The organism is Rhodococcus sp. LMD (assembly GCF_056108245.1).
In genome coordinates, this window is record NZ_CM148557.1 from 5,168,849 (window position 1) to 5,187,541 (window position 18,693).

The following is an 18,693-nucleotide window of genomic DNA, read 5'->3' on the forward strand; positions in this document are numbered from 1 at the left end:
GACGGTCGCGGGCCGGTACCCTGAGCGGATGCGTGAGGACACCGAACATCCCGGCTCGCAGTCGTCGCTGCGTTCGGCCAATCAGCAACGGGTGGTTCGGGTTCTGCAGTCCGGCGGTGAGCTCACGCAAGCGGAGATCGCTCGGCGCACCGGTCTGGCCCCGGCCACGGTGTCGAATCTGGTCCGGGAACTGACAGCCGGCGGTCTGGTGGAGGTGGCCGCCGCCGAGCGTCCGGGCCAGCGGGGACGGGCCGTGAAGCTCACCCGGTCGGCGGGCCTGGCCGTCGGGATCGACTTCGGGCACCGGCATCTCACCGTCGCCGTCGCCGACCTGTCGCACGAGATCCTCGCCGAGAAACGGGTCGAGCTGGCGACCGGGCACCGCGCCGAGGACGGAATAGAAAGAGCCGGAGCGCTTCTCGACGACGCTCTCGTCGAACTCGGGTGCGGCCGCGACGCCGTTGCGGCCGTCGGCATGGGCCTGCCCGCACCGGTCGAGTCCGCCACGCACCGCATCGGTGGGCCGTCGATCCTGCCGGGCTGGGTCGGCGTCGACCCGGCCGCCCTGGCCGCCGAGCGGCTCGCGCTTCCCGTCCACGTCGACAACGACGCGAATCTCGGCGCACTGGCCGAACACATCTGGGGCGCCGGGCGCGGCATGGACGACCTGGCCTACATCAAGCTGTCCGACGGCGTCGGCGCCGGACTGGTCCTGGACGGGCGGCTGTACCGCGGCCGCGCCGGCACGGCTGGGGAGATCGGCCACACCTCCCTCGACGAGTTCGGCCAGGTGTGCCGGTGCGGCAATCGTGGCTGCCTCGAGACGATGGTGGCTTCCCACGTGGTGATCGGGCTGCTCGAGCCGAGCCGGGGGCCCGGCCTGACGATCGCGGACGTGGTGGCGCTCGCCGAGGCCGGCGACGCCGGGTGCGCCCGGGTGCTCGCGGACACCGGCCGTCACGTCGGGGTCGCGGCGGCGGGCCTGTGCAACCTGCTCAATCCGCAGCTGATCCTGATCGGCGGCGAACTCGCGCTCGCGGGCGAGTGGCTGCTCGAGCCGCTGCGCCGTGCGATCGAGCGGTATGCGGTGCCCAGCGCCGCGCGCACCGTGCAGGTGCGGACCGCGGCCCTCGGGGCCCGCGCCCAGGTGCTCGGGGCGGTCGCCCTGGGTCTGCGGGCGGCCAACCCGCACTGATGATCGACTCCGACGACTTCTCCCGGCTCCAGGTCGCTACCTGAGTTCAAATTCGAACACAGAAGACCATCAACAAGGATTTTTTCGTTCATTTCTTGACGACAGGACCGCCTTCGCCCTACTGTGGTCCAGCACACAGTTCGCGTGACCGCCGCCACTCGCCTCCCGGAACGGGACCGCCGCGGCCGGTTCCCGCCGCCTACGAGGAGTCCCATGAGCAACCACGTCGCGCTCCCGACCGTCCCCGACACCGGGCCCGACACCGCCGGCGCCGCAGTGCCGGTCCGCATCGCCGTCATCGCCGCGCTCGGCGGCCTGTTGTTCGGCTTCGACAGCGCCGTCATCAACGGCGCCGTCTCGGCCATCGAATCCCGGTTCGCCGTCTCGTCCGCCGTCCTCGGCTTCGCCGTCGCCTCGGCCCTGCTCGGCGCGGCCGGCGGGGCCGTTCTCGCCGGCCGCATCGCGGACCGCTACGGCCGCCTCACCACGATGCAGGTCGCCGCCGCGATGTTCCTGGTCAGCGCGCTCGGTACCGGATTCGCCTTCAACGTCGAAACTCTCGTCCTGTTCCGGATCGTCGGCGGCGTCGGCGTCGGACTCGCCTCCGTCATCGCCCCCGCCTACATCGCCGAGATCTCCCCCGCCCGGGTGCGCGGCCGCCTGGGATCGCTGCAGCAGCTCGCGATCGTCGTCGGCATCTTCGCCGCCCTGCTCGTCGACTACGCGCTCGCCGCCCTCGCCGGCGGTTCCCGCGAGGAACTGTGGTTCGGGCTCGAGGCCTGGCGCTGGATGTTCCTGTCCATGATCGTCCCCGCGCTCGTGTACGGATTCCTGACCCTCACCATCCCGGAGTCCCCGCGCTATCTCGTCGCGAAGGGCCGCATCGGCGAGGCCCGCGGCATCCTCGGCATGCTGCTCGGCGAACAGGGCATCGATCTGCGCATCGAATCGATCCGCGCCACCCTCGGCCACGAGCACACCCCGTCGCTGCGCGACCTGAGAGGACCCGCGCTGGGGCTGCTGCCCATCGTGTGGATCGGCATCGGACTGTCGGTGTTCCAGCAGTTCGTCGGCATCAACGTGATCTTCTACTACTCCAGCATCCTCTGGCAGGCAGTGGGATTCGACGAGAGCAGCTCCCTCGTCCTCACCGTCGTCACCTCCGTCGTCAACATCGCCACCACCCTCGTGGCCATCGCTTTCGTCGACCGCGTCGGACGTCGCCCCCTGCTGATCATCGGCTCGGCCGGCATGGCTGTCACCCTCGCCACGATGGCCGTCGTCTTCGCCACCGCCTCGACCACCGTCGTCGACGGTGTGACCACCCCGCACCTGACCGGACTGCAGGGACCGATCGCGCTGATCGCCGCGAACCTGTTCGTCGTCGCCTTCGGCATGTCGTGGGGGCCGGTCGTGTGGGTGTTGCTCGGCGAGGCCTTCCCCAACCGGATCCGCGCGGCGGCCCTGTCGCTCGCCGCCGGTGCGCAGTGGGCGGCCAACTGGGTCGTCACCGTTTCCTTCCCCGCCATGAAGGAACTGTCGCTGGGGATGTCGTACGGCTTCTACGCCGTGTGCGCGGTGCTGTCGCTGCTGTTCGTCCTGCGCTGGGTGAAAGAGACCAAGGGCCGCGAGCTCGAGGACATGGACGCCGCCTAACCCGTCCGGCAACTGAAGTCAGGGAGAGAACAGACATGGCACTGACCATCGGAATCGATGTGGGCGGCACCAAGGTCGCCGCCGGCGTGGTCGACGAACACGGCACCCTGCACGCCCGGCTCCGCCGCGCCACCCCGTCGGACGACCCCGCCCGCACCGAGGACGTCGTCGCCGACGTCGTCCGCGAACTCCGCGCCACGCACGACGTGTGTGCCGTGGGCATCGGCGCCGCCGGGTTCGTCGCCTCCGATCGTCGTACCGTCCTGTTCGCCCCCAACCTCGCGTGGCGCGGCGAACCGCTCGGGGCGGCCGTCGAGGCCGCGTGCGGGTTGCCCACCGTCGTCGAGAACGACGCCAACGCCGCCGCCTGGGGTGAGGCACGCTTCGGCGCCGGCCGCGGTGCCCGCACCGCGATCGTGCTCACCGTCGGCACCGGCATCGGCGGCGGACTGATCATCGACGGCGCCCTGCACCGCGGATCCTCGGGACTGGCCGCGGAACTCGGCCACCTCAACGTCGAACCGCACGGGCGTCGCTGCGGGTGCGGCAACCACGGCTGCTGGGAGCGGTACGCCAGCGGGCGCGCCCTGGTGCGGGAGGCGCAGGAGATCGCGAGCGTCTCGCCCGCGCTCGCCGGCCGGCTGCTCGAGCTGGCCGGCGGGCGCGCCGAGCAGATCACCGGGCACCACGTCACCACCGCCGCCCGCGAGGGCGACGCCGCCGCGCTCGAGTGCTTCCGCACGATCGGCACGTGGCTCGGGCACGGCATGGCCGACCTCGCCGCGTTCCTCGACCCGGAGGTGTTCGTCCTCGGCGGCGGTGTGTGCGAGGCCGGGGAATTGCTGCGCGGGCCCGCCGTCGCCACGTTCGCCCAGCGGCTGACCGGACGCGGGCACCGCCCGGCCGCCCCGGTGCGCCTGGCCGAGCTCGGCCCCGACGCCGGGATCGTCGGGGCCGCGGACCTGGCTCGGCGCCGCACGGACGACGCCACGCGCCTCGAGGTCGTGGCCGTCGCCTGACCGCCGAGTTGCCGAGCTGCCGAGCTGCCGACTCGATCCGACGAGGTGGACGGTACATTCGCTCGGTCCCACCCGCTCCCCCTCGGGTCCCGCCCGCGGTGCCGGAGCTACGTCGGAAAGCGCACCTCGGCAGCGGCGCTGCCATAGGCTCGCACCATGACGGCAACGGCGGCGATCGGCTCACCGGCGGAGCTGACGCGGGCACTGGACACCACCGGGTACCTCGCCGACGACGGGCTCGCGACGGTGGCGTTCCTGGCGCTGCGCATGGGCCGCCCGCTGTTCTGCGAGGGGGAACCCGGCACCGGCAAGACGTCGCTGGCCGTCGCCCTCGCCGACGCGCTGGACCTGCCGCTGATCCGGTTGCAGTGCCACGAGGGCATCGACGCGTCCCAGGCCCTCTACGACTGGGACTTTCCCCGGCAGCTGCTGCACCTGCGCACCCTCGAAGCCGCGAGCGGCGGCCGGCTCGAGGCCGAGGAGGCGGAGCGCTCGCTGTACACCGAGCGGTTCCTGCTCGCGCGGCCCCTGCTGCAGGCGCTCACCGACGCGCCGTGCGTGCTGCTCGTCGACGAGATCGACCGGGCCGACGACGAATTCGAAGCCTTCCTGCTGCAGGTGCTCGACGAGAACGCCGTCACCATCCCCGAACTCGGACAGGTGCGGGCGCAGACGCCGCCGCTCGTGGTGCTCACCTCGAACCGCACCCGCGAGGTGCACGACGCCCTCAAACGCCGCTGCCTGTACCACTGGCTCGAACACCCCGACCTCGCGCGGGAAGTGGAGATCCTGCGCCGCCGCATCCCGGGCATCGACGAACACCTCGCGGCGCAGGTCGCCCACGCCGTGCAGGCCATGCGCGGGATGGACCTGCTCAAACCACCCGGGGTCGCGGAGTCGCTGGACTGGGCACGAGCGCTGCGGGAACTCGACCGCGACGTGCTCGACGCGACGACCGCGGCCGCGACCCTCGGTGCCGTCCTGAAGTACCGGGAGGACCTCGACCGAGTGGTCCGCACCGGGCTCGACCGGCTCCTGACGGGGTGACAGCGGCGATGACGACGACCACCGACGCCGGGGGTTCCCTCGTCGGACTCACCGGCTTCACCCGCGCCCTCGCCGCGGCCGGCCTGTCCGTCGCCTCGGACGCCACCGTGGCCTACCTGCGCGCCCTGCGCGAGATCGACCTCGGCGACCGCCGTCAGGTGTACTGGGCCGGGCGCGCCACCCTGTGCCACGACCCCGACGACATCCCCCGCTACGACCTCGCGTTCGAGAGCTGGTTCGGCGGAACGGCACCCGACGTGACGTCGCCGCGCACCCGCACTCCGCGCCGGGCCCGCATCGCGGGCCTCACGCCCTCGGGAGGCGACGAGACCGCCGGCGGCGGCCCCGAACTGCGGGTCGCCGCGGACGACACCGACGTGCTCCGCCGGCGCGACATCGCGGAACTGACCGACGCCGAGCGGGCACACCTCGCGGAACTGATCGCGACGCTGCATCCTCGGCCGCCCACCCGTCCGGCGATGCGGCTGCGCCCGTCGCGCCGGGGCCGCATCGACCCGCGCCGCACGGTGCGCCGGATGCTCGCGGCCGGCGGCGAACCCGTCCGGCCGAGCCGGCACGGCAGGGCGACCCGGGCGCGCCGCGTGGTGCTGCTGCTCGACGTCTCCGGCTCGATGAGCCCGTACGCGGACGCGCTGCTGCGTTTCGCGCACGTAGTGACCCGCGCCGATCCCGCCCACACCGAGGTGTTCTCCCTCGGCACGCGCCTGACGCGGCTCTCGCGCGCGCTGCGGGCCCGCGACCCGGAACGCGCCCTCGCCGCGGCGGGCCGGGCGGTCCCCGACTGGGCGGGCGGCACCCGGCTCGGCGAGACCCTGCGGGCCTTCCTGAACCGGTGGGGCCGGCGCGGCCTCGCGCGCGGCGCCGTCGTGGTGATCTTCTCGGACGGGTGGGAACGCGGCGATCCGGCCCTGCTCGCCGAGCAGCTCGCCCAGCTGCGGCGGCTCGCCCACGCCGTCCTGTGGGTCAATCCGCACGCCGGGGCAGCCGGGTACGAGCCCGTGCAGTCCGGCATCGCCGCCGCCCTGCCGCATCTCGACCGTCTGCTCGCCGGGCACAGCCTCGCGACGCTGCAGGAACTGCTGGAGGAGGTCCACCGTGCGTGAGGTTCTCGACGAACTCGACCGTCGCTACCGGGCCGGTGACACCGTCGCCCTCGGAACCGTGGTCTCGACGTTCCGGTCCGCGCCCCGCGCACCGGGCGCCGCGATGCTCGTCGCCGGGGACGGCACGGTGACCGGCAGCGTCTCCGGCGGTTGCGTGGAAGGCGCCGTGTACGAGCTCGCGCAGCAGGTGCTCGACGACGGTGTGCCCGTGCTGGAGCGGTACGGCGTGTCCGACGACGACGCCTTCGCCGTCGGCCTCACGTGCGGCGGCATCATCGACGTGTTCGTCGAACGGGTGGATGCCGCCACGTTTCCCGAGCTGGGTGAGGTCGTCGCGTCGATGCGGGCCGAGGAGGCCGTCGCGGTCGCCACCGTCACCGAACATCCCGATCCGGCATGGGTGGGGCGTCGCCTGGCGGTGTGGCCGGATCGCGCGCGCGGGTCGCTGGGGTCGGCGCGGGCGGACGACGCCGTCGCCGACGACGCGCGGGGCCTGCTCGCCGCGGGCCGGACCGCGACGCTGCACTACGGGCCCGACGGGCAGCGCCGCGGCGAGGGCATGTCGGTGTTCGTCCACTCCTTCCAGCCGCCGCCGCGGCTGCTGGTGTTCGGCGCCATCGACTTCGCGGCCGCCATGGCGCAGCTCGGCTCGTTCCTCGGCTACCGCGTGACGGTGTGCGACGCCCGGGGCGTGTTCACCACCGCCGCCCGGTTCCCCGCCGCCGACGAGGTGATCGTGGACTGGCCGCACCGCTACCTCGCCGCCGAGGCGGCCGCGGGTCGCGTGGACTCGCGCACCGTGGTCACGGTGCTCACCCACGACCCGAAGTTCGACGTGCCGCTGCTCGAGGTGGCATTGCGGCTCGACCTGGCCTACGTGGGCGCGATGGGCTCGCGGCGCACGCACGAGGACCGGTCGGCGCGCCTGCGTGCGGCGGGAATGACGGACGACGAGCTCGCGCGGCTGTGCTCTCCCATCGGCCTGGATCTCGGGGCGCGCACCCCGGAGGAGACCGCGGTGTCGATCGCGGCCGAGATCATCGCGCTGAAATGGGGTGGCCGGGGCGAGCACCTCGCCCGCACCGCAGGCCCGATCCACGCCCACGAGGACACCGCGGTGCCGGGGCCGTAGGGCCGCGGCGGTCAGTTCTCGGCGACCACCCGGAACTGCTCGAGCGAGGTGTCGGTCGCATCGGGAATCGTCATCCCGGCATTCACGCCGCTGCGCAGATAGTCGACGACGGCGTCGTCGAGCCGCTCACCCGGCACGACGGCGGGAATGCCCGGCGGGTAGGGGGTGATCTGCTCGGCCGCAATGCGCCCGGTGACACTGCTCGCATCGACCATCTCCGCCTTGCCGAAGAACGCGTCGCGTGGCGACATCACCGAGTCGAGCTGCAGTTCATCGGGGCTCGGCAGAGACATCTGCGGCGGCGGATCGAACGACTCCGCGGCCTGCGACAGCGACTCGAGCGCCGAGACGAGCCGATCGGTGGTGCTCTCGTCGTCGGCCATGGACAAGGTCGCCAGGATGCGCCGGTGATCGGTCATGCCGAGGTCGAGCCGGCAGTGCTCGCGCAGCCAGTCGCTGCACTGGTAGCCGGAGACGCCGAGCTCGCTCACGTCGATCAGCACCTGCAGCCGATCCAGGTCGTGCGAGGCCTCCTCGCCGAGCAGCCGGTCCTCGAGGACGGCGAGACCGTCGATCCCGGCGATCCGCTCACGGGTCCGCCGGGCCAGGTGCAGGGCGTCGCCGAGCAGTTCGGTGCCGTACTCGACCATCTGCCGGCGCCACCCGTCGATCGCCGTGTAGATCATCACGTTCGGGCTCGTCGTCATCAGCAGATCGGCGCAGGCCGACAGGTGTGCGCCGTCCACCAGGTCGCCCTGCAGGTGATAGACCGATCCCTGCTCGAAGCCGGCACCCATCTTGTGGACACTGACGACACAGATGTCGGCGTCGGCGTCCATCGCCCAGGTGGGCAGGTCGTCGTGGAACGGCAGGTGCGCACCCCACGCCTCGTCGACGATGAGGGGCTTGCCCCGCTCGTGACAGACGTTCGCGATGCCCTCGATGTCGGCGCACGTGCCGTAGGGACTGGGACTGACGATCAGCGCGCCGGCCGCGTCCGGGTACTTCTCCCACGTCTCGCGCACCTGTTCCGGCGACGGCGGATGCGAGAAGTGCATCTCCTCGTCCCAGCGGGGCGTGATCCAGCGGGGCGTGACGCCGCTGAAGATCAGACCGGCCACGATCGACTTGTGCGAGTCCCGGCCGACGAGCAGTCCCCCCGGGTCGTTGCCCGCCACCGCCATCATCGCGGCCTTGACCGACAGCGAGCTTCCGCAGGTGGAGAAGAACGCCTGCTGCGCTCCCACCGCCTCGGCCATGAGCTGCTCGGCCCGCGACAGGTAGCCGTTGCGCGACCTGCGGTCGTCGAGGCCGCCGGAGGCGAGCACGTCCGAGCGGAAGGGGTCGAGCCCGAGCACCTTCTTCACCCGCGGGTCGGCGCCGCGCCCCTGGCGGTGGCCGGGCGGGGAGAACCCGTAGCGGTCGAGTCGGTGGTACTGATCCAGCGCATCCAGCATGGGAGTTTCGGACTGGTCCATGCCCGACGGGTACCCCGCGCGCGCCCCCGCGACGCGGGTCAGCTTCGCGAATCGTTCCCGACGCGGAACCGGGTCCGGTAGCACTCGGCCGCCTCGTCGAGCATCTCGTCGGACAAGCGCGCCAGCGGGCGGGCGCGCACGACGAGCGGTTCGTGGTCCGGTCCCTCGCCGACCACCGTGCCGGTCAGCAGCCACGCGAATCGGCCGCTCTCGCGGCCCAGCTCGGCGTACTTGCGGATCCGGCGCGCCACCCAGTCGACGGCGGGCCGCGGCCACCACGGCTCCGGGACGATCCTGGTCACCGACAACCCGGGCAGTGTCACGTCGGCCTCGTAGTCCCGGCTCGGGCCCTTCCGCGCATCGCTGTCCGGTCCCTTCGAGTACCGCAGGTAGATCTCGGAGTCGTGGGACATCACCAGGTCCGTCAGTTCCGCCAGGCTGCCGACGACGGGCAGGTCCCGGCCGGCGCCTCGCTCGACGATCTCCTCCACCGTGGTCACCTCTCACCTCCGCCTGTCGTTCTCCGACGAACGTGTCCGTGCGGATTCCCTCGTCCCGGTCGTCGCAAACGCGGGAACGAGGTTGATCCGCCACCGATTCGGCGAATCGGCGTGTTCGGTGGTCACCGTTGGAGCACAGTGTCAGTGAACACTTCTCGACGATCTTGGATCCCGGATGTTCCCGGCATTGGAGGCCCGATGCGCATCACTGTCACCGTCGACGGGACGGCCTACACGGACGAGGTGGAACCGAGGCTGCTGCTCGTGCACTATCTGCGCGAGCGGCTCGGCAAGGTCGGCACCGTGGTCGGCTGCGACACCAGCAACTGCGGCGCCTGCACCGTGCATCTCGACGGCCGCAGCGTCAAGTCCTGCTCGGTGCTCGCCGTGCAGGCCGACGGTTCGGAGGTCACCACCGTCGAAGGCCTGTCCCGCGACGGCGTGCTGCACCCCGTCCAGCAGGCGTTCCACGACAACCACGCCCTGCAGTGCGGCTACTGCACGCCCGGCATGATCATGTCGACGATCGACCTGCTCGAGGAGAATCCCGATCCCGACGAGCAGGAGGTGCGGCTCGGCCTCGAAGGCAACCTGTGCCGCTGCACCGGCTACCAGAACATCGTGAAGGCGGCACTGGACGCGGCGCAGAAGGCCCGCGCCGCCGAACTGCAGACCGACGCGGCCGCAGGAGGCGGACGATGACCAGTACCGTCGAACCGGAGATCGGCCAGGCGCGGCGGCGCAAGGAGGACGAGCACCTCGTCACCGGACGCACCCGCTGGACCGACAATCTCGTCCTCCCCGGGATGCTGCACATGGCGATCCTGCGCAGCCCGTTCGCCCACGCCCGCATCACCTCGATCGACACGTCGGAAGCCCGGCAGAGGCCCGGCGTGGTGGCGGTGCTCACCGGTGCGGACGCCTCACCGGAGCAGGGCAGCCTGCCGTGCGCGTGGGTGATCACCCCCGACATGAAGATCCCGCCCGCGCCGTCCCTGGCCGTCGACACGGTCAACTTCGCCGGGGAGGCCGTCGCCGTCGTCGTCGCGCGCAGCGCCTACGAGGCGCACGACGCCCTCGAGGCGATCGACGTGGACTACGACGACCTGCCCGTGGTCCTCGACCTGGCGGACGCGGCCCGCGACGGCGCCGACCTCGTGCACCCGGACCTCGGCACCAACGTCAGCGCGACGTGGACGTTCGATTCCGCCGAGGCCGGTACCGGGGGCGACGTCGAGCAGGCCATCCGAGACGCCGAGGTGGTCGTCGAGCGTACGTTCCGGCAGCAGCGGCTCATCCCGGCGTTCATGGAGCCGCGCTCCGTCGTGGTCGACCCGACCGGCCCGCAGATCACGGTGTGGTCGGCCACGCAGGTCCCGCACATCCTCAAGATCATGCTGGCGATGACGCTCGGCATCCCCGAGCACAAGCTGCGGGTGATCGCCCCGGACGTCGGCGGTGGTTTCGGCGGCAAGCTGCAGGTGACGCCGGAGGAGCTGCTCGCCCTGCTCGTCGCGCGCCGGCTCGGGAAACCGGTGAAGTACACCGAAACCCGCAGCGAGTCGATGGTCGCGGCGCATCACGGCCGCGACCAGATCCAGAAGCTCACCCTCGCCGCGCGCCGCGACGGCACCGTCGTCGGCCTGAAGGTGGAGCTGCTGGCCGACATGGGCGCCTACCTGCGGCTGGTCACGCCGGGTGTACCGATCCTGGGTGCGTTCATGTTCAACGGCATCTACAAGTTCGGCGCCTACCACTTCTCCTGCACCAACGTGTTCACCAACAAGGTGCCCACCGACGCCTACCGCGGGGCGGGCCGGCCGGAGGCGACGTTCGGAATCGAACGCATCATGGACGAACTCGCCGCCGAACTGTCGATGGATCCGCTCGAGCTGCGAGCGAAGAACTGGATCCGGCACGAGGAGTTCCCGTTCGACACCGTCGCGGGCCTGACGTACGACTCGGGCAACTACGAGGCCGCCACCGCGAAGGCCCGCGACCTGTTCCACTACGACGAGCTGCGCCGTGAGCAGGAGGAACGCCGTCGCCGGAACGATCCGGTCCAGCTCGGCATCGGGGTGTCGACCTTCACCGAGATGTGCGGCCTGGCGCCCTCGCGGGTGCTCGGCTCGCTCAACTACGGGGCGGGCGGCTGGGAGCACGCCGCGATCCGGATGCTGCCCACCGGCCGGGTCGAGGTGGTCACCGGCTCGTCGTCGCACGGGCAGGGGCACGAGACGGCGTGGAGCCAGATCGTCGCCGACCGGCTCGGCGTGCCGTTCGAGGATGTCGAAGTGCTGCACGGCGATACGCAGACCTCCCCGCGCGGGCTGGACACCTACGGATCCCGGTCGCTGGCCGTGGGCGGCGTGGCGGTGGTCAAGGCCGCGGAGAAGGTGATCGCGAAGGCCCGTCCGATCGCGGCGCACATGATGGAGTGCTCGGAGGACGACCTCGAGTTCGCCGAGGGCCGGTTCCGGGTCCGCGGCACCGAGAAGGCCGTGGGCATGAGCGACATCGCGCTCGCGGTGTTCACCGCCGCGGACCTGCCCGAGGGCATCGAACCCAACCTCGATTCCGAGGCCACCTACGACCCGGACAACTTCTCGTTCCCGCACGGCACGCACCTGTGCGCCACCGAGGTGGACACCGAGACCGGGCAGGTACGCATCTGCTCGTACGTGTGCGTCGACGACGTCGGGCACGTCGTCAACCCGCTCATCGTGGAGGGCCAGGTGCACGGCGGCCTCGCCCAGGGCATCGCGCAGGCTCTGTACGAGGAGGCCGTGCACGACGAGTCCGGCACCCTGCTCAGCGGCTCGTTCGCCGAGTACCTGCTGCCGTCGGCCGCGGACCTGCCGACGTTCACCACCGACCGCACCGAGACCCCCGCGACCGGAAACCCGCTGGGCGTCAAGGGGGTCGGCGAGTCCGGCACGATCGCCTCCACGCCGGCGGTGGTCAACGCCGTCCTCGACGCCGTGCGCCATCTCGGCGTGCGGGACATCGAGATGCCGTGCACGCCGATGCGGGTGTGGCACGCCGTCGAATCAGCTCGGAACTCGGCTCAGGGAGGCGTCCGATGATCCCGTCGACGTTCGACTACGTCGCGCCCACCACCGTCGACGAGGCCGTCGCCGCCCTGGCCTCGGCGGGGGAGGACGCCAAGATCATCGCCGGGGGGCAGTCCCTGATGCCGGTGCTGCGGCTGCGGCTGGCGGCCCCCACCACGCTCGTCGACCTCGGACGGGTCCCGGAGTTGCGGGGTGTCCGCGAGGACGGCGGCGACCTGGTGATCGGGGCGATGACCACGCACCACGACGTGATCCACGATCCACTCGTGCGGGAGCACGCCCGGTTGCTCGCCGAGGCCACGAGCACGGTGGCCGACCCCCAGATCCGGCACCGGGGCACCCTCGGCGGGGCTCTGGCCCACGCCGATCCCGCCGGGGATCTCGGCGCGCCGGTGCTCGCGCTCGAGGCGACCCTTGTCGCGGCGGGACCGTCGGGGCGGCGCAGCATCCCCGTCGCGGACTTCTTCGACGACTACTTCACCACCACCCTGCAACCCGATGAGATCCTCGTCGAGGTGCGGATCCCCAAGCGCACGGGATGGGCGGCGCGGTACGAGAAGTTCAACCGGGTGGCGCACGCCTGGTCGATCGTCGCGGTCGCCGCCACCGTGCAGACGGACGGCGGCACGATCCGGCAGGCCCGGGTGGCGCTGACCAACATGGCGGCCGTGCCGGTCCGCGCGCACGCCGTCGAGCAGGCACTCGTCGGGCAGCCCGCGACGGCCGACACCATCCGGGCCGCCGCCGAGCGGGCCACCGAGGGCACCTCCCCCATGAGCGACGGCAACGCCGACGCCGACTACCGTCGCCAGCTCGCGCGGGTGCTCACGCGCCGTGCGGTGTCGACGGCAGCGGACGTCGCCTGAGCAAACACTGGAGACGAAAACCATGCAACTCGAACACCACATGTCCGTGCCGGCACCCGTCGACGAGGTGTGGACGGCACTGCTCGATCCGGAGAAGGTGGCACCCTGCATGCCCGGGGCCACCCTCACCGGCGTCGACGGCAACGCCTTCACCGGCACGGTGAAGATCAAGATGGGGCCGGTGCAGCTGCTGTACAAGGGCACCGGCAAGTTCGTCGAGACCGACGAGCAGGCGCGTCGCGCGGTCATGGAGGCCGCGGCGAAGGACTCGCGCGGCAACGGCACCGTGAACGCGACGTTCACGATCACGCTCACCGGCGACGGCGACCGCACCGAAGGCACCGTCGTGACCGACCTGTCCATCACGGGCAAGCCCGCCCAGTTCGGCCGGGGCATGATCTCCGACGTCGGCGGCAAGATCATCGAGCAGTTCACGGCGTGCCTGGCGGACAAGCTCGGCGGCCCGCCCGCCGCCCCGGCCCCGGCCCCGACGCCGGAAGCGGTCACACCCGCCGCGCCCGCCGCACCGGCGGTCGCGCCGGTGACCCCGGCCCCGGCGGCGCAACCCACCGAGGCTGCCCCGCTGGACCTGATGCAGTTCGCCCGCGGGTCGGTGCTGAAGAGGGTCGGGCCGGCGGTGGCCGTCGGGGCGCTGCTGGCGCTGATCATCTACCTGGTGCTGCGGCGCCGACAGGGGTGAGCCGAGGCCGCCGAGCCCGCCGAAAACGCACGGACCCCGCCGGCGCATACATCCGAGAGCGCCGGCGGGGTCGTCGGGCGCCGGCACGACCGCGAGGTCCTTCCGGCGGATCACCCACGCAGGGGGGAGTGGGTGATCGCCCTCCACGCTAACGCGACACGAAACCCGTGCGCCGCCCCCGCAGCACGAAAGACGCAACCGTTGCGGGATCGATATCCGCCGCGGCCCGACGGAATGAAACCGGAACCGGTGGAGGTTGGACTCGGCGTGACGGATTCGACGAAGGCAGAGAACTCGACGCAGACTCCCCCGCTCGGCCGTTTCGGCGTCTGGCGGCACGCGACCGGTCTCCCCCCGGAGACCGGGGCCGAGATCGAGAAACTCGGTTACGGCACGATCTGGATCGGCGGCTCACCGCCCGCCGACCTCGAGGTGGCCGAACGCCTCCTCGACGCCACCGAGACCGTGGTCGTCGCCACCGGCATCGTCAACATCTGGACCGCTCCCGCCGACGAGATCGCCGCCTCCTACCACCGGCTCGAGGAGCGCCACCCCGGCCGCTTCCTGCTCGGGGTCGGCGTCGGCCACCCCGAGGCGCACGGTGAGACGTACCGCAAGCCGTACACGGCGCTGGTCGAATACCTGGACGTGCTCGACCGCGAGGGCGTACCCGCGGCGCGGCGGGTGCTCGCCGCGCTGGGACCGAAGGTGCTGAAGCTGTCCGCAGACCGGTCCGCCGGGGCCCATCCCTACCTCACCACCCCCGAGCACACCCGTGAGGCGCGCGACGTGCTCGGCCCGGACGTCGTGCTCGCGCCCGAGCAGAAGATCGTGCTGTCCACCGACGTCGCCACGGCCCGCGACGTCGGCCGCAAGGCCGTGGCCAACCCGTATCTGAAACTGCGCAACTACCGCGCGAATCTGGAACGCACCGGCTTCACCGCCGAGGAACTCGACAACGACGGCACCGACCGGGTCGTCGACGCACTCGTCGCGCACGGCGACGCGGAGTACATCGCGACCCGGCTGCGAGAGCACCTCGACGCCGGGGCGGACCACGTCGCGGTGCAGACCCTGCCGATGCGCGACGACCCGGTCCCGGCCCTGCGCGAGGTAGCCGCAGCTCTCGGGCTCTGACACCCGGACGGGACCGCGCCGGCCGGTGCGGTCCCGTCCTCCGCGGCGGGAGCGGTGCGGCGCCGATTCACCGGTCCCCGCTCCGGATCCGGACGCAGCAGAATCCCGGTTCCGGGGCAAGCTCGGTGTCGAGCTCGGCAGTGTCGAGACCGGCAGCCCCGAGCCCGGCGACGACCGCCTCGACCAGAGCGAGGTTCATGCCGCAGACCAGGTCGCGGTGTTCGCCGGCCAGCCGGTCGAAGGGGCAGTTCGCCAACCGGATCTGCCCGTCGCCGGACAGGCGCGGCTCGTAGCCGTGCCGGGCGAGCACCCGCGCCACGCCCTCGAGGCCGGCCGGTGCCTCGACATCGCCTCCGTTCGCGGGGCCGTCCGCCGGGGCCGGCTCCGCCGCGATCCGCCGTCCCCGCTCGGCGGCGGCGGCCCGCACCGCCTCCGCGACGGGCACCGACTCACGCATCGACCGCTCGATGGCAGTTGCCAGAATCTCCCCCGCCAGGTCGTAGCGACGCTCGGGCAGGGAGATCGATAATTCCTGCGACGAGCGCCGGTAGAGCTTCGACGGCCGTCCTGCGCCCGGGCCGGTCCGTCCCGAAAGCCGTCGGAACTCCGTCTCGAGCAGACCGTCGACGACGAGCCGGTCGAGATGGAATTTCGCCGCATGCACCGGCACCTCCACCGCGGCCGCCGCCTCCTCGCGCCCGACCGCGTCCGCCTGCGCGACGACGTACCGGTAGAGCGAGCGCCGGACGGGGTCCGCCAGCGCCCCGATTCCTGCAGCCTGCTCTGCAAACTCGTCCTGCACGCTCGCTCTCCTTCTAAAAGAGAAACTTCTTGACGTAATCTACGTCACATATCTAAAATAGAGTCTACTATCTTTTAGAAGTCAGGAGACTTCGATGAGCACCTCCCCCCTCTCCCCCGCCACGTCCCCTCGCACCCGCATCGACGCCGACGTCGGAGCCCGCCAGGCATTCGTCCTCCTCCGGACCGTCTTCACGGTCGCTCCGATCGCCTTCGGTCTCGACAAGTTCACGAACCTGCTCACCGACTGGGAGCGCTATCTCGCCCCTTGGATCGACGACATCGTCCCCGGCACCGCCCACCAGGCCATGCTCGCGGTAGGAGTGGTCGAGATCCTCGCCGGCATCCTCGTCGCGATCCGACCTGCGATCGGCGGCTACGTCGTCGCCGCATGGCTGCTCGGCATCATCGTCGATCTGGTCACCCTGGGCGGCTACCTCGACATCGCATTGCGCGACGTCGGACTGGCGGTCGCCGCCCTCGCCCTCGCCCGGCTGGCCACCGCCCCGGCCGCCCGGCGCAGAGTCACCGCCGGCACCCCGTGAAGTCGAGCGGCGGGTCCACGGCGGACGCCGACCGTGGACCCGCCGCTCCCGCACCCGAAGGTGAAATGCCATGGACTGGGCCGGATGGGCACTCTTCGGATCGCTGGCCACCACCGTCCTGACGGCGGTCATGATCGCCGCCCAACTGGCAGGTTTCAGCCGACTGGACCTGCCGTTGGTGCTCGGCACGGCCGTCACTCCCGACCCGGACCGCGCCCGGGTGGTCGGCTTCTTCGTCCACCTCGCGATCGGCCAGGGTTTCGCGCTCGGGTACGCCGCCACCTTCGCGCTTCTCCATCAGGCGACGTGGTGGCTCGGCATGATGCTCGGCCTGCTGCACGGCGTCGTCGCCTTGACGGTCCTGCTGCCGCTGTTGCCGGGCGTACATCCACGCATGGCTTCCCGGCGAGCCGGTCCGCGCAGCACCGCGGTCCTCGAACCGCCCGGCCTGCTCGGCCTGAACTACGGTGCCCAAACTCCGGCCGTCGCCGTCGTCGCACATCTCGTCTACGGCATCGCACTCGGACTGTTGTTGCAGGTGTCCTGAAGTGACCTCCACGGCAAGAGCTTTCGATCGGATCAGGGACGATGCGGCCGTGCCGTCCCGGATCGAGGACTACGGCCTGCTCGGCGACACCCGCACTGCGGCGCTGGTCTCCGAGGACGGATCGCTCGACTGGCTCTGCGTGCCGCGCTTCGACGCAGACCCCGTCTTCGGCCGGCTCGTCGGCGGGGCCCAGGCGGGGCGGTTCCGGCTCGGCCCCGACGGGCCCGCCCCTGTCGTCCGGCGCCGCTACCGGACGCACACCGCGACGCTGGAGACGACCTGGGATCTCGGCAACGCCCGGCTCACCCTGCGCGAGGCGATGATCGCGGAGGTGGCCGGGCGGCTGCTACCGGCGACGGTCCTGGTGCGGCAACTCTCTGCCGAGGGCGGATCTGTCCGAGCCGCAGTCGATTTCGACCCCAGGTTCGGCGAACGGCACCGCGCGCCCAAGGTTCGGCGGCGCGGTCCCGATCTCGTGTGCGAGTGGGGCTCGCTCGCCCTGTCGCTGGCCTGCGATCCCGGAACCTCGATCACGCCGGGCCGGCCGACCTCGATCCACGTGTCCCCGGGCCACCCGGTCACCGTCGTCCTGGCCGTGGCTCACCGCGAGCCGCTGATCCACCTCACTCCTGGCGCGGCGTGGGAGCTCGTGGCCGAGGACGAGGCACGCTGGCGGACATGGACGGCGGACATCGCTCACGACCTGCCCTACCGGGAGGCCGTCGTGCGAAGCCTGCTGACGCTGCGTCTGCTCACCTACTCTCCCTCCGGCGCACCGGTGGCCGCGCCGACGACGTCGCTGCCCGAACGGCTCGGGGGGATCCGGAACTGGGACTACCGCTACGCCTGGCCGCGCGACGCCGGCATCGGCGTCGCGGCGTTTCTCGGGGCCGGCAAGGTCGACGAGGCACGCGGGTTCCTCGGGTGGCTCCTGCACGCGAGCCGTCTGCAGCGACCCCGCCTGCCGGTCCTGTTCACACTCGACGGCCGGCCCGGACCCGCCGAACGCACCCTGGCGGGATGGCCCGGCTTCGCCGGCAGCGCCCCCGTGCGGTTCGGCAACGACGCGGCCGACCAGCACCAACTCGACGGCTACGGCTGGGTCGTCGACGCCGCGTGGGCGTTCGTCCGGACCGGCCGGTCGCTGAATTCCGAAACCTGGCGAATGGTACGCGGATTCACCGATCATGTCTGCGAACGGTGGCGCGATCCGGATGCCGGCATCTGGGAGATCCGCGCCGACGCCGCCCACCATGTGCACTCGAAGACGATGGCCTGGCTGGCCCTCGACCGTGCCTTGCGCATCGGCGAGACCCATCGCCTGTCCGCCCGTCGCCGCCGGCGCTGGCGCGCAGCGCGGGACGCCGTCGCCACGGAGGTGCGCGCTCGCGGCTTCGACCGGCTCGGAGACCGCTACACCCGTACCTACGGCTCCCGCGACGTCGATGCCGCCCTGCTCGTGCTTCCCGTGCTGGGCATCGACGACCCGGACTCGCACCGGGTGAGGGGCACGATCGACGCGATCCGGCGCGAGCTGTCGGCCGGAGGTCCGCTGCTCTACCGGTATCCGCCCGGCCAGGACGGACTGCCCGGAGGCGAGGGCGCGTTCCTGCCGTGCTCCTTCTGGCTGGTCCAGGCACTGGCCCTCACCGGCCGGCGGACGGAAGCCGAGGAGCTGTTCGAAACCCTGCTGCGGCGCACCGGCACCCTCGGCCTTCTTCCGGAAGAAGTGGATCCCCCCACCGGCGCCTTCCTCGGCAACTACCCGCAGGCGCTCACCCATGCCGCGGTGGTGCAGGCCGCCCTCGCCCTCCGGGCCGCCCGATGAGCAGGACCGCCGGGACCTTCTCTCCCCGGCTCCGGTGTGGAACA

The 18,693-nt window shown here is 71.8% G+C and carries 17 protein-coding genes; 14 read left to right on the plus strand and 3 right to left on the minus strand.

The genetic code is table 11. From position 1 onward, the window contains the following. The first annotated feature begins 28 nt into the window (after positions 1-28). The 6 genes from ACWPQI_RS23730 (at position 29) to ACWPQI_RS23755 (ending at position 7,173) form a co-directional block, all read left to right on the plus strand. Complete coding sequence (locus ACWPQI_RS23730) at positions 29-1,195, plus strand: ROK family transcriptional regulator (RefSeq protein WP_048771675.1); 1,167 nt, start codon at positions 29-31, stop codon at positions 1,193-1,195. A gap of 213 nt (positions 1,196-1,408) precedes the next feature. Beyond that, entirely contained in the window at positions 1,409-2,851 is a 1,443-nt protein-coding gene (locus ACWPQI_RS23735) for a sugar porter family MFS transporter (RefSeq protein WP_010594153.1), read from the plus strand. 35 nt (positions 2,852-2,886) lie between these two features. Beyond that, the gene (locus ACWPQI_RS23740) at positions 2,887-3,870 is read left to right on the plus strand and encodes an ROK family glucokinase (RefSeq protein ID WP_010594154.1); all 984 of its coding nucleotides are present in this window, start codon (positions 2,887-2,889) and stop codon (positions 3,868-3,870) included. 156 nt (positions 3,871-4,026) lie between these two features. After that, a complete protein-coding gene (locus ACWPQI_RS23745) occupies positions 4,027-4,917 on the plus strand; it encodes an AAA family ATPase (RefSeq protein ID WP_010594155.1) in 891 nt (296 codons plus the stop codon). A gap of 8 nt (positions 4,918-4,925) precedes the next feature. Beyond that, the gene (locus tag ACWPQI_RS23750; RefSeq protein WP_048771323.1) at positions 4,926-6,041 is read left to right on the plus strand and encodes a vWA domain-containing protein; all 1,116 of its coding nucleotides are present in this window, start codon (positions 4,926-4,928) and stop codon (positions 6,039-6,041) included. Beyond that, positions 6,034-7,173, plus strand: coding sequence for an XdhC family protein (locus tag ACWPQI_RS23755; protein WP_048771321.1), 1,140 nt, complete (start codon positions 6,034-6,036; stop codon positions 7,171-7,173). The genes ACWPQI_RS23750 and ACWPQI_RS23755 overlap by 8 nt, the downstream gene beginning before the upstream one ends. Before the next feature lie 11 nt (positions 7,174-7,184). On the opposite strand, the gene ACWPQI_RS23760 is transcribed toward ACWPQI_RS23755, so the two are convergent. Next, entirely contained in the window at positions 7,185-8,651 is a 1,467-nt protein-coding gene (locus tag ACWPQI_RS23760) for an aminotransferase class I/II-fold pyridoxal phosphate-dependent enzyme (protein ID WP_064066262.1), read from the minus strand. A gap of 38 nt (positions 8,652-8,689) precedes the next feature. Next, positions 8,690-9,151, minus strand: coding sequence for a DUF6098 family protein (locus tag ACWPQI_RS23765; protein ID WP_010594159.1), 462 nt, complete (start codon positions 9,149-9,151; stop codon positions 8,690-8,692). Between the two features lie 198 nt (positions 9,152-9,349). Between ACWPQI_RS23765 and ACWPQI_RS23770 the strand changes: the two genes are divergently transcribed. The 5 genes from ACWPQI_RS23770 (at position 9,350) to ACWPQI_RS23790 (ending at position 14,928) form a co-directional block, all read left to right on the plus strand. After that, the gene (locus tag ACWPQI_RS23770; protein WP_003938697.1) at positions 9,350-9,853 is read left to right on the plus strand and encodes a (2Fe-2S)-binding protein; all 504 of its coding nucleotides are present in this window, start codon (positions 9,350-9,352) and stop codon (positions 9,851-9,853) included. Beyond that, positions 9,850-12,237, plus strand: coding sequence for a xanthine dehydrogenase family protein molybdopterin-binding subunit (locus ACWPQI_RS23775; RefSeq protein ID WP_210063116.1), 2,388 nt, complete (start codon positions 9,850-9,852; stop codon positions 12,235-12,237). Before ACWPQI_RS23770 ends, ACWPQI_RS23775 begins: the two co-directional genes overlap by 4 nt. Continuing rightward, the gene (locus tag ACWPQI_RS23780; RefSeq protein WP_010594161.1) at positions 12,234-13,091 is read left to right on the plus strand and encodes an FAD binding domain-containing protein; all 858 of its coding nucleotides are present in this window, start codon (positions 12,234-12,236) and stop codon (positions 13,089-13,091) included. Before ACWPQI_RS23775 ends, ACWPQI_RS23780 begins: the two co-directional genes overlap by 4 nt. A 22-nt stretch (positions 13,092-13,113) precedes the next feature. Further along, positions 13,114-13,791 (plus strand): SRPBCC family protein, encoded by a 678-nt coding sequence (locus ACWPQI_RS23785; RefSeq protein ID WP_064066249.1) that lies wholly within the window; start codon positions 13,114-13,116, stop codon positions 13,789-13,791. 234 nt (positions 13,792-14,025) lie between these two features. After that, positions 14,026-14,928, plus strand: a complete 903-nt coding sequence (locus tag ACWPQI_RS23790; RefSeq protein ID WP_010594164.1) for an LLM class F420-dependent oxidoreductase — start codon at positions 14,026-14,028, stop codon at positions 14,926-14,928. 67 nt (positions 14,929-14,995) lie between these two features. On the opposite strand, the gene ACWPQI_RS23795 is transcribed toward ACWPQI_RS23790, so the two are convergent. After that, on the minus strand, positions 14,996-15,730 hold the full coding sequence (locus ACWPQI_RS23795) for a helix-turn-helix transcriptional regulator (RefSeq protein WP_064066250.1): 735 nt from the start codon (positions 15,728-15,730) through the stop codon (positions 14,996-14,998). 94 nt (positions 15,731-15,824) lie between these two features. On the opposite strand from ACWPQI_RS23795, the gene ACWPQI_RS23800 reads away from it, so the two are divergent. The 3 genes from ACWPQI_RS23800 (at position 15,825) to ACWPQI_RS23810 (ending at position 18,649) form a co-directional block, all read left to right on the plus strand. Beyond that, positions 15,825-16,274, plus strand: a complete 450-nt coding sequence (locus ACWPQI_RS23800) for a hypothetical protein (RefSeq protein ID WP_203011245.1) — start codon at positions 15,825-15,827, stop codon at positions 16,272-16,274. 70 nt (positions 16,275-16,344) lie between these two features. Further along, positions 16,345-16,821 (plus strand): hypothetical protein, encoded by a 477-nt coding sequence (locus ACWPQI_RS23805; protein ID WP_124259007.1) that lies wholly within the window; start codon positions 16,345-16,347, stop codon positions 16,819-16,821. A 1-nt stretch (position 16,822) separates the two neighbouring features. Next, positions 16,823-18,649 carry a glycoside hydrolase family 15 protein gene (locus ACWPQI_RS23810; protein WP_474738530.1) on the plus strand — a complete coding sequence of 609 codons (1,827 nt, stop codon included), beginning with the start codon at positions 16,823-16,825 and terminating at the stop codon, positions 18,647-18,649. Positions 18,650-18,693 lie beyond the last annotated feature (44 nt).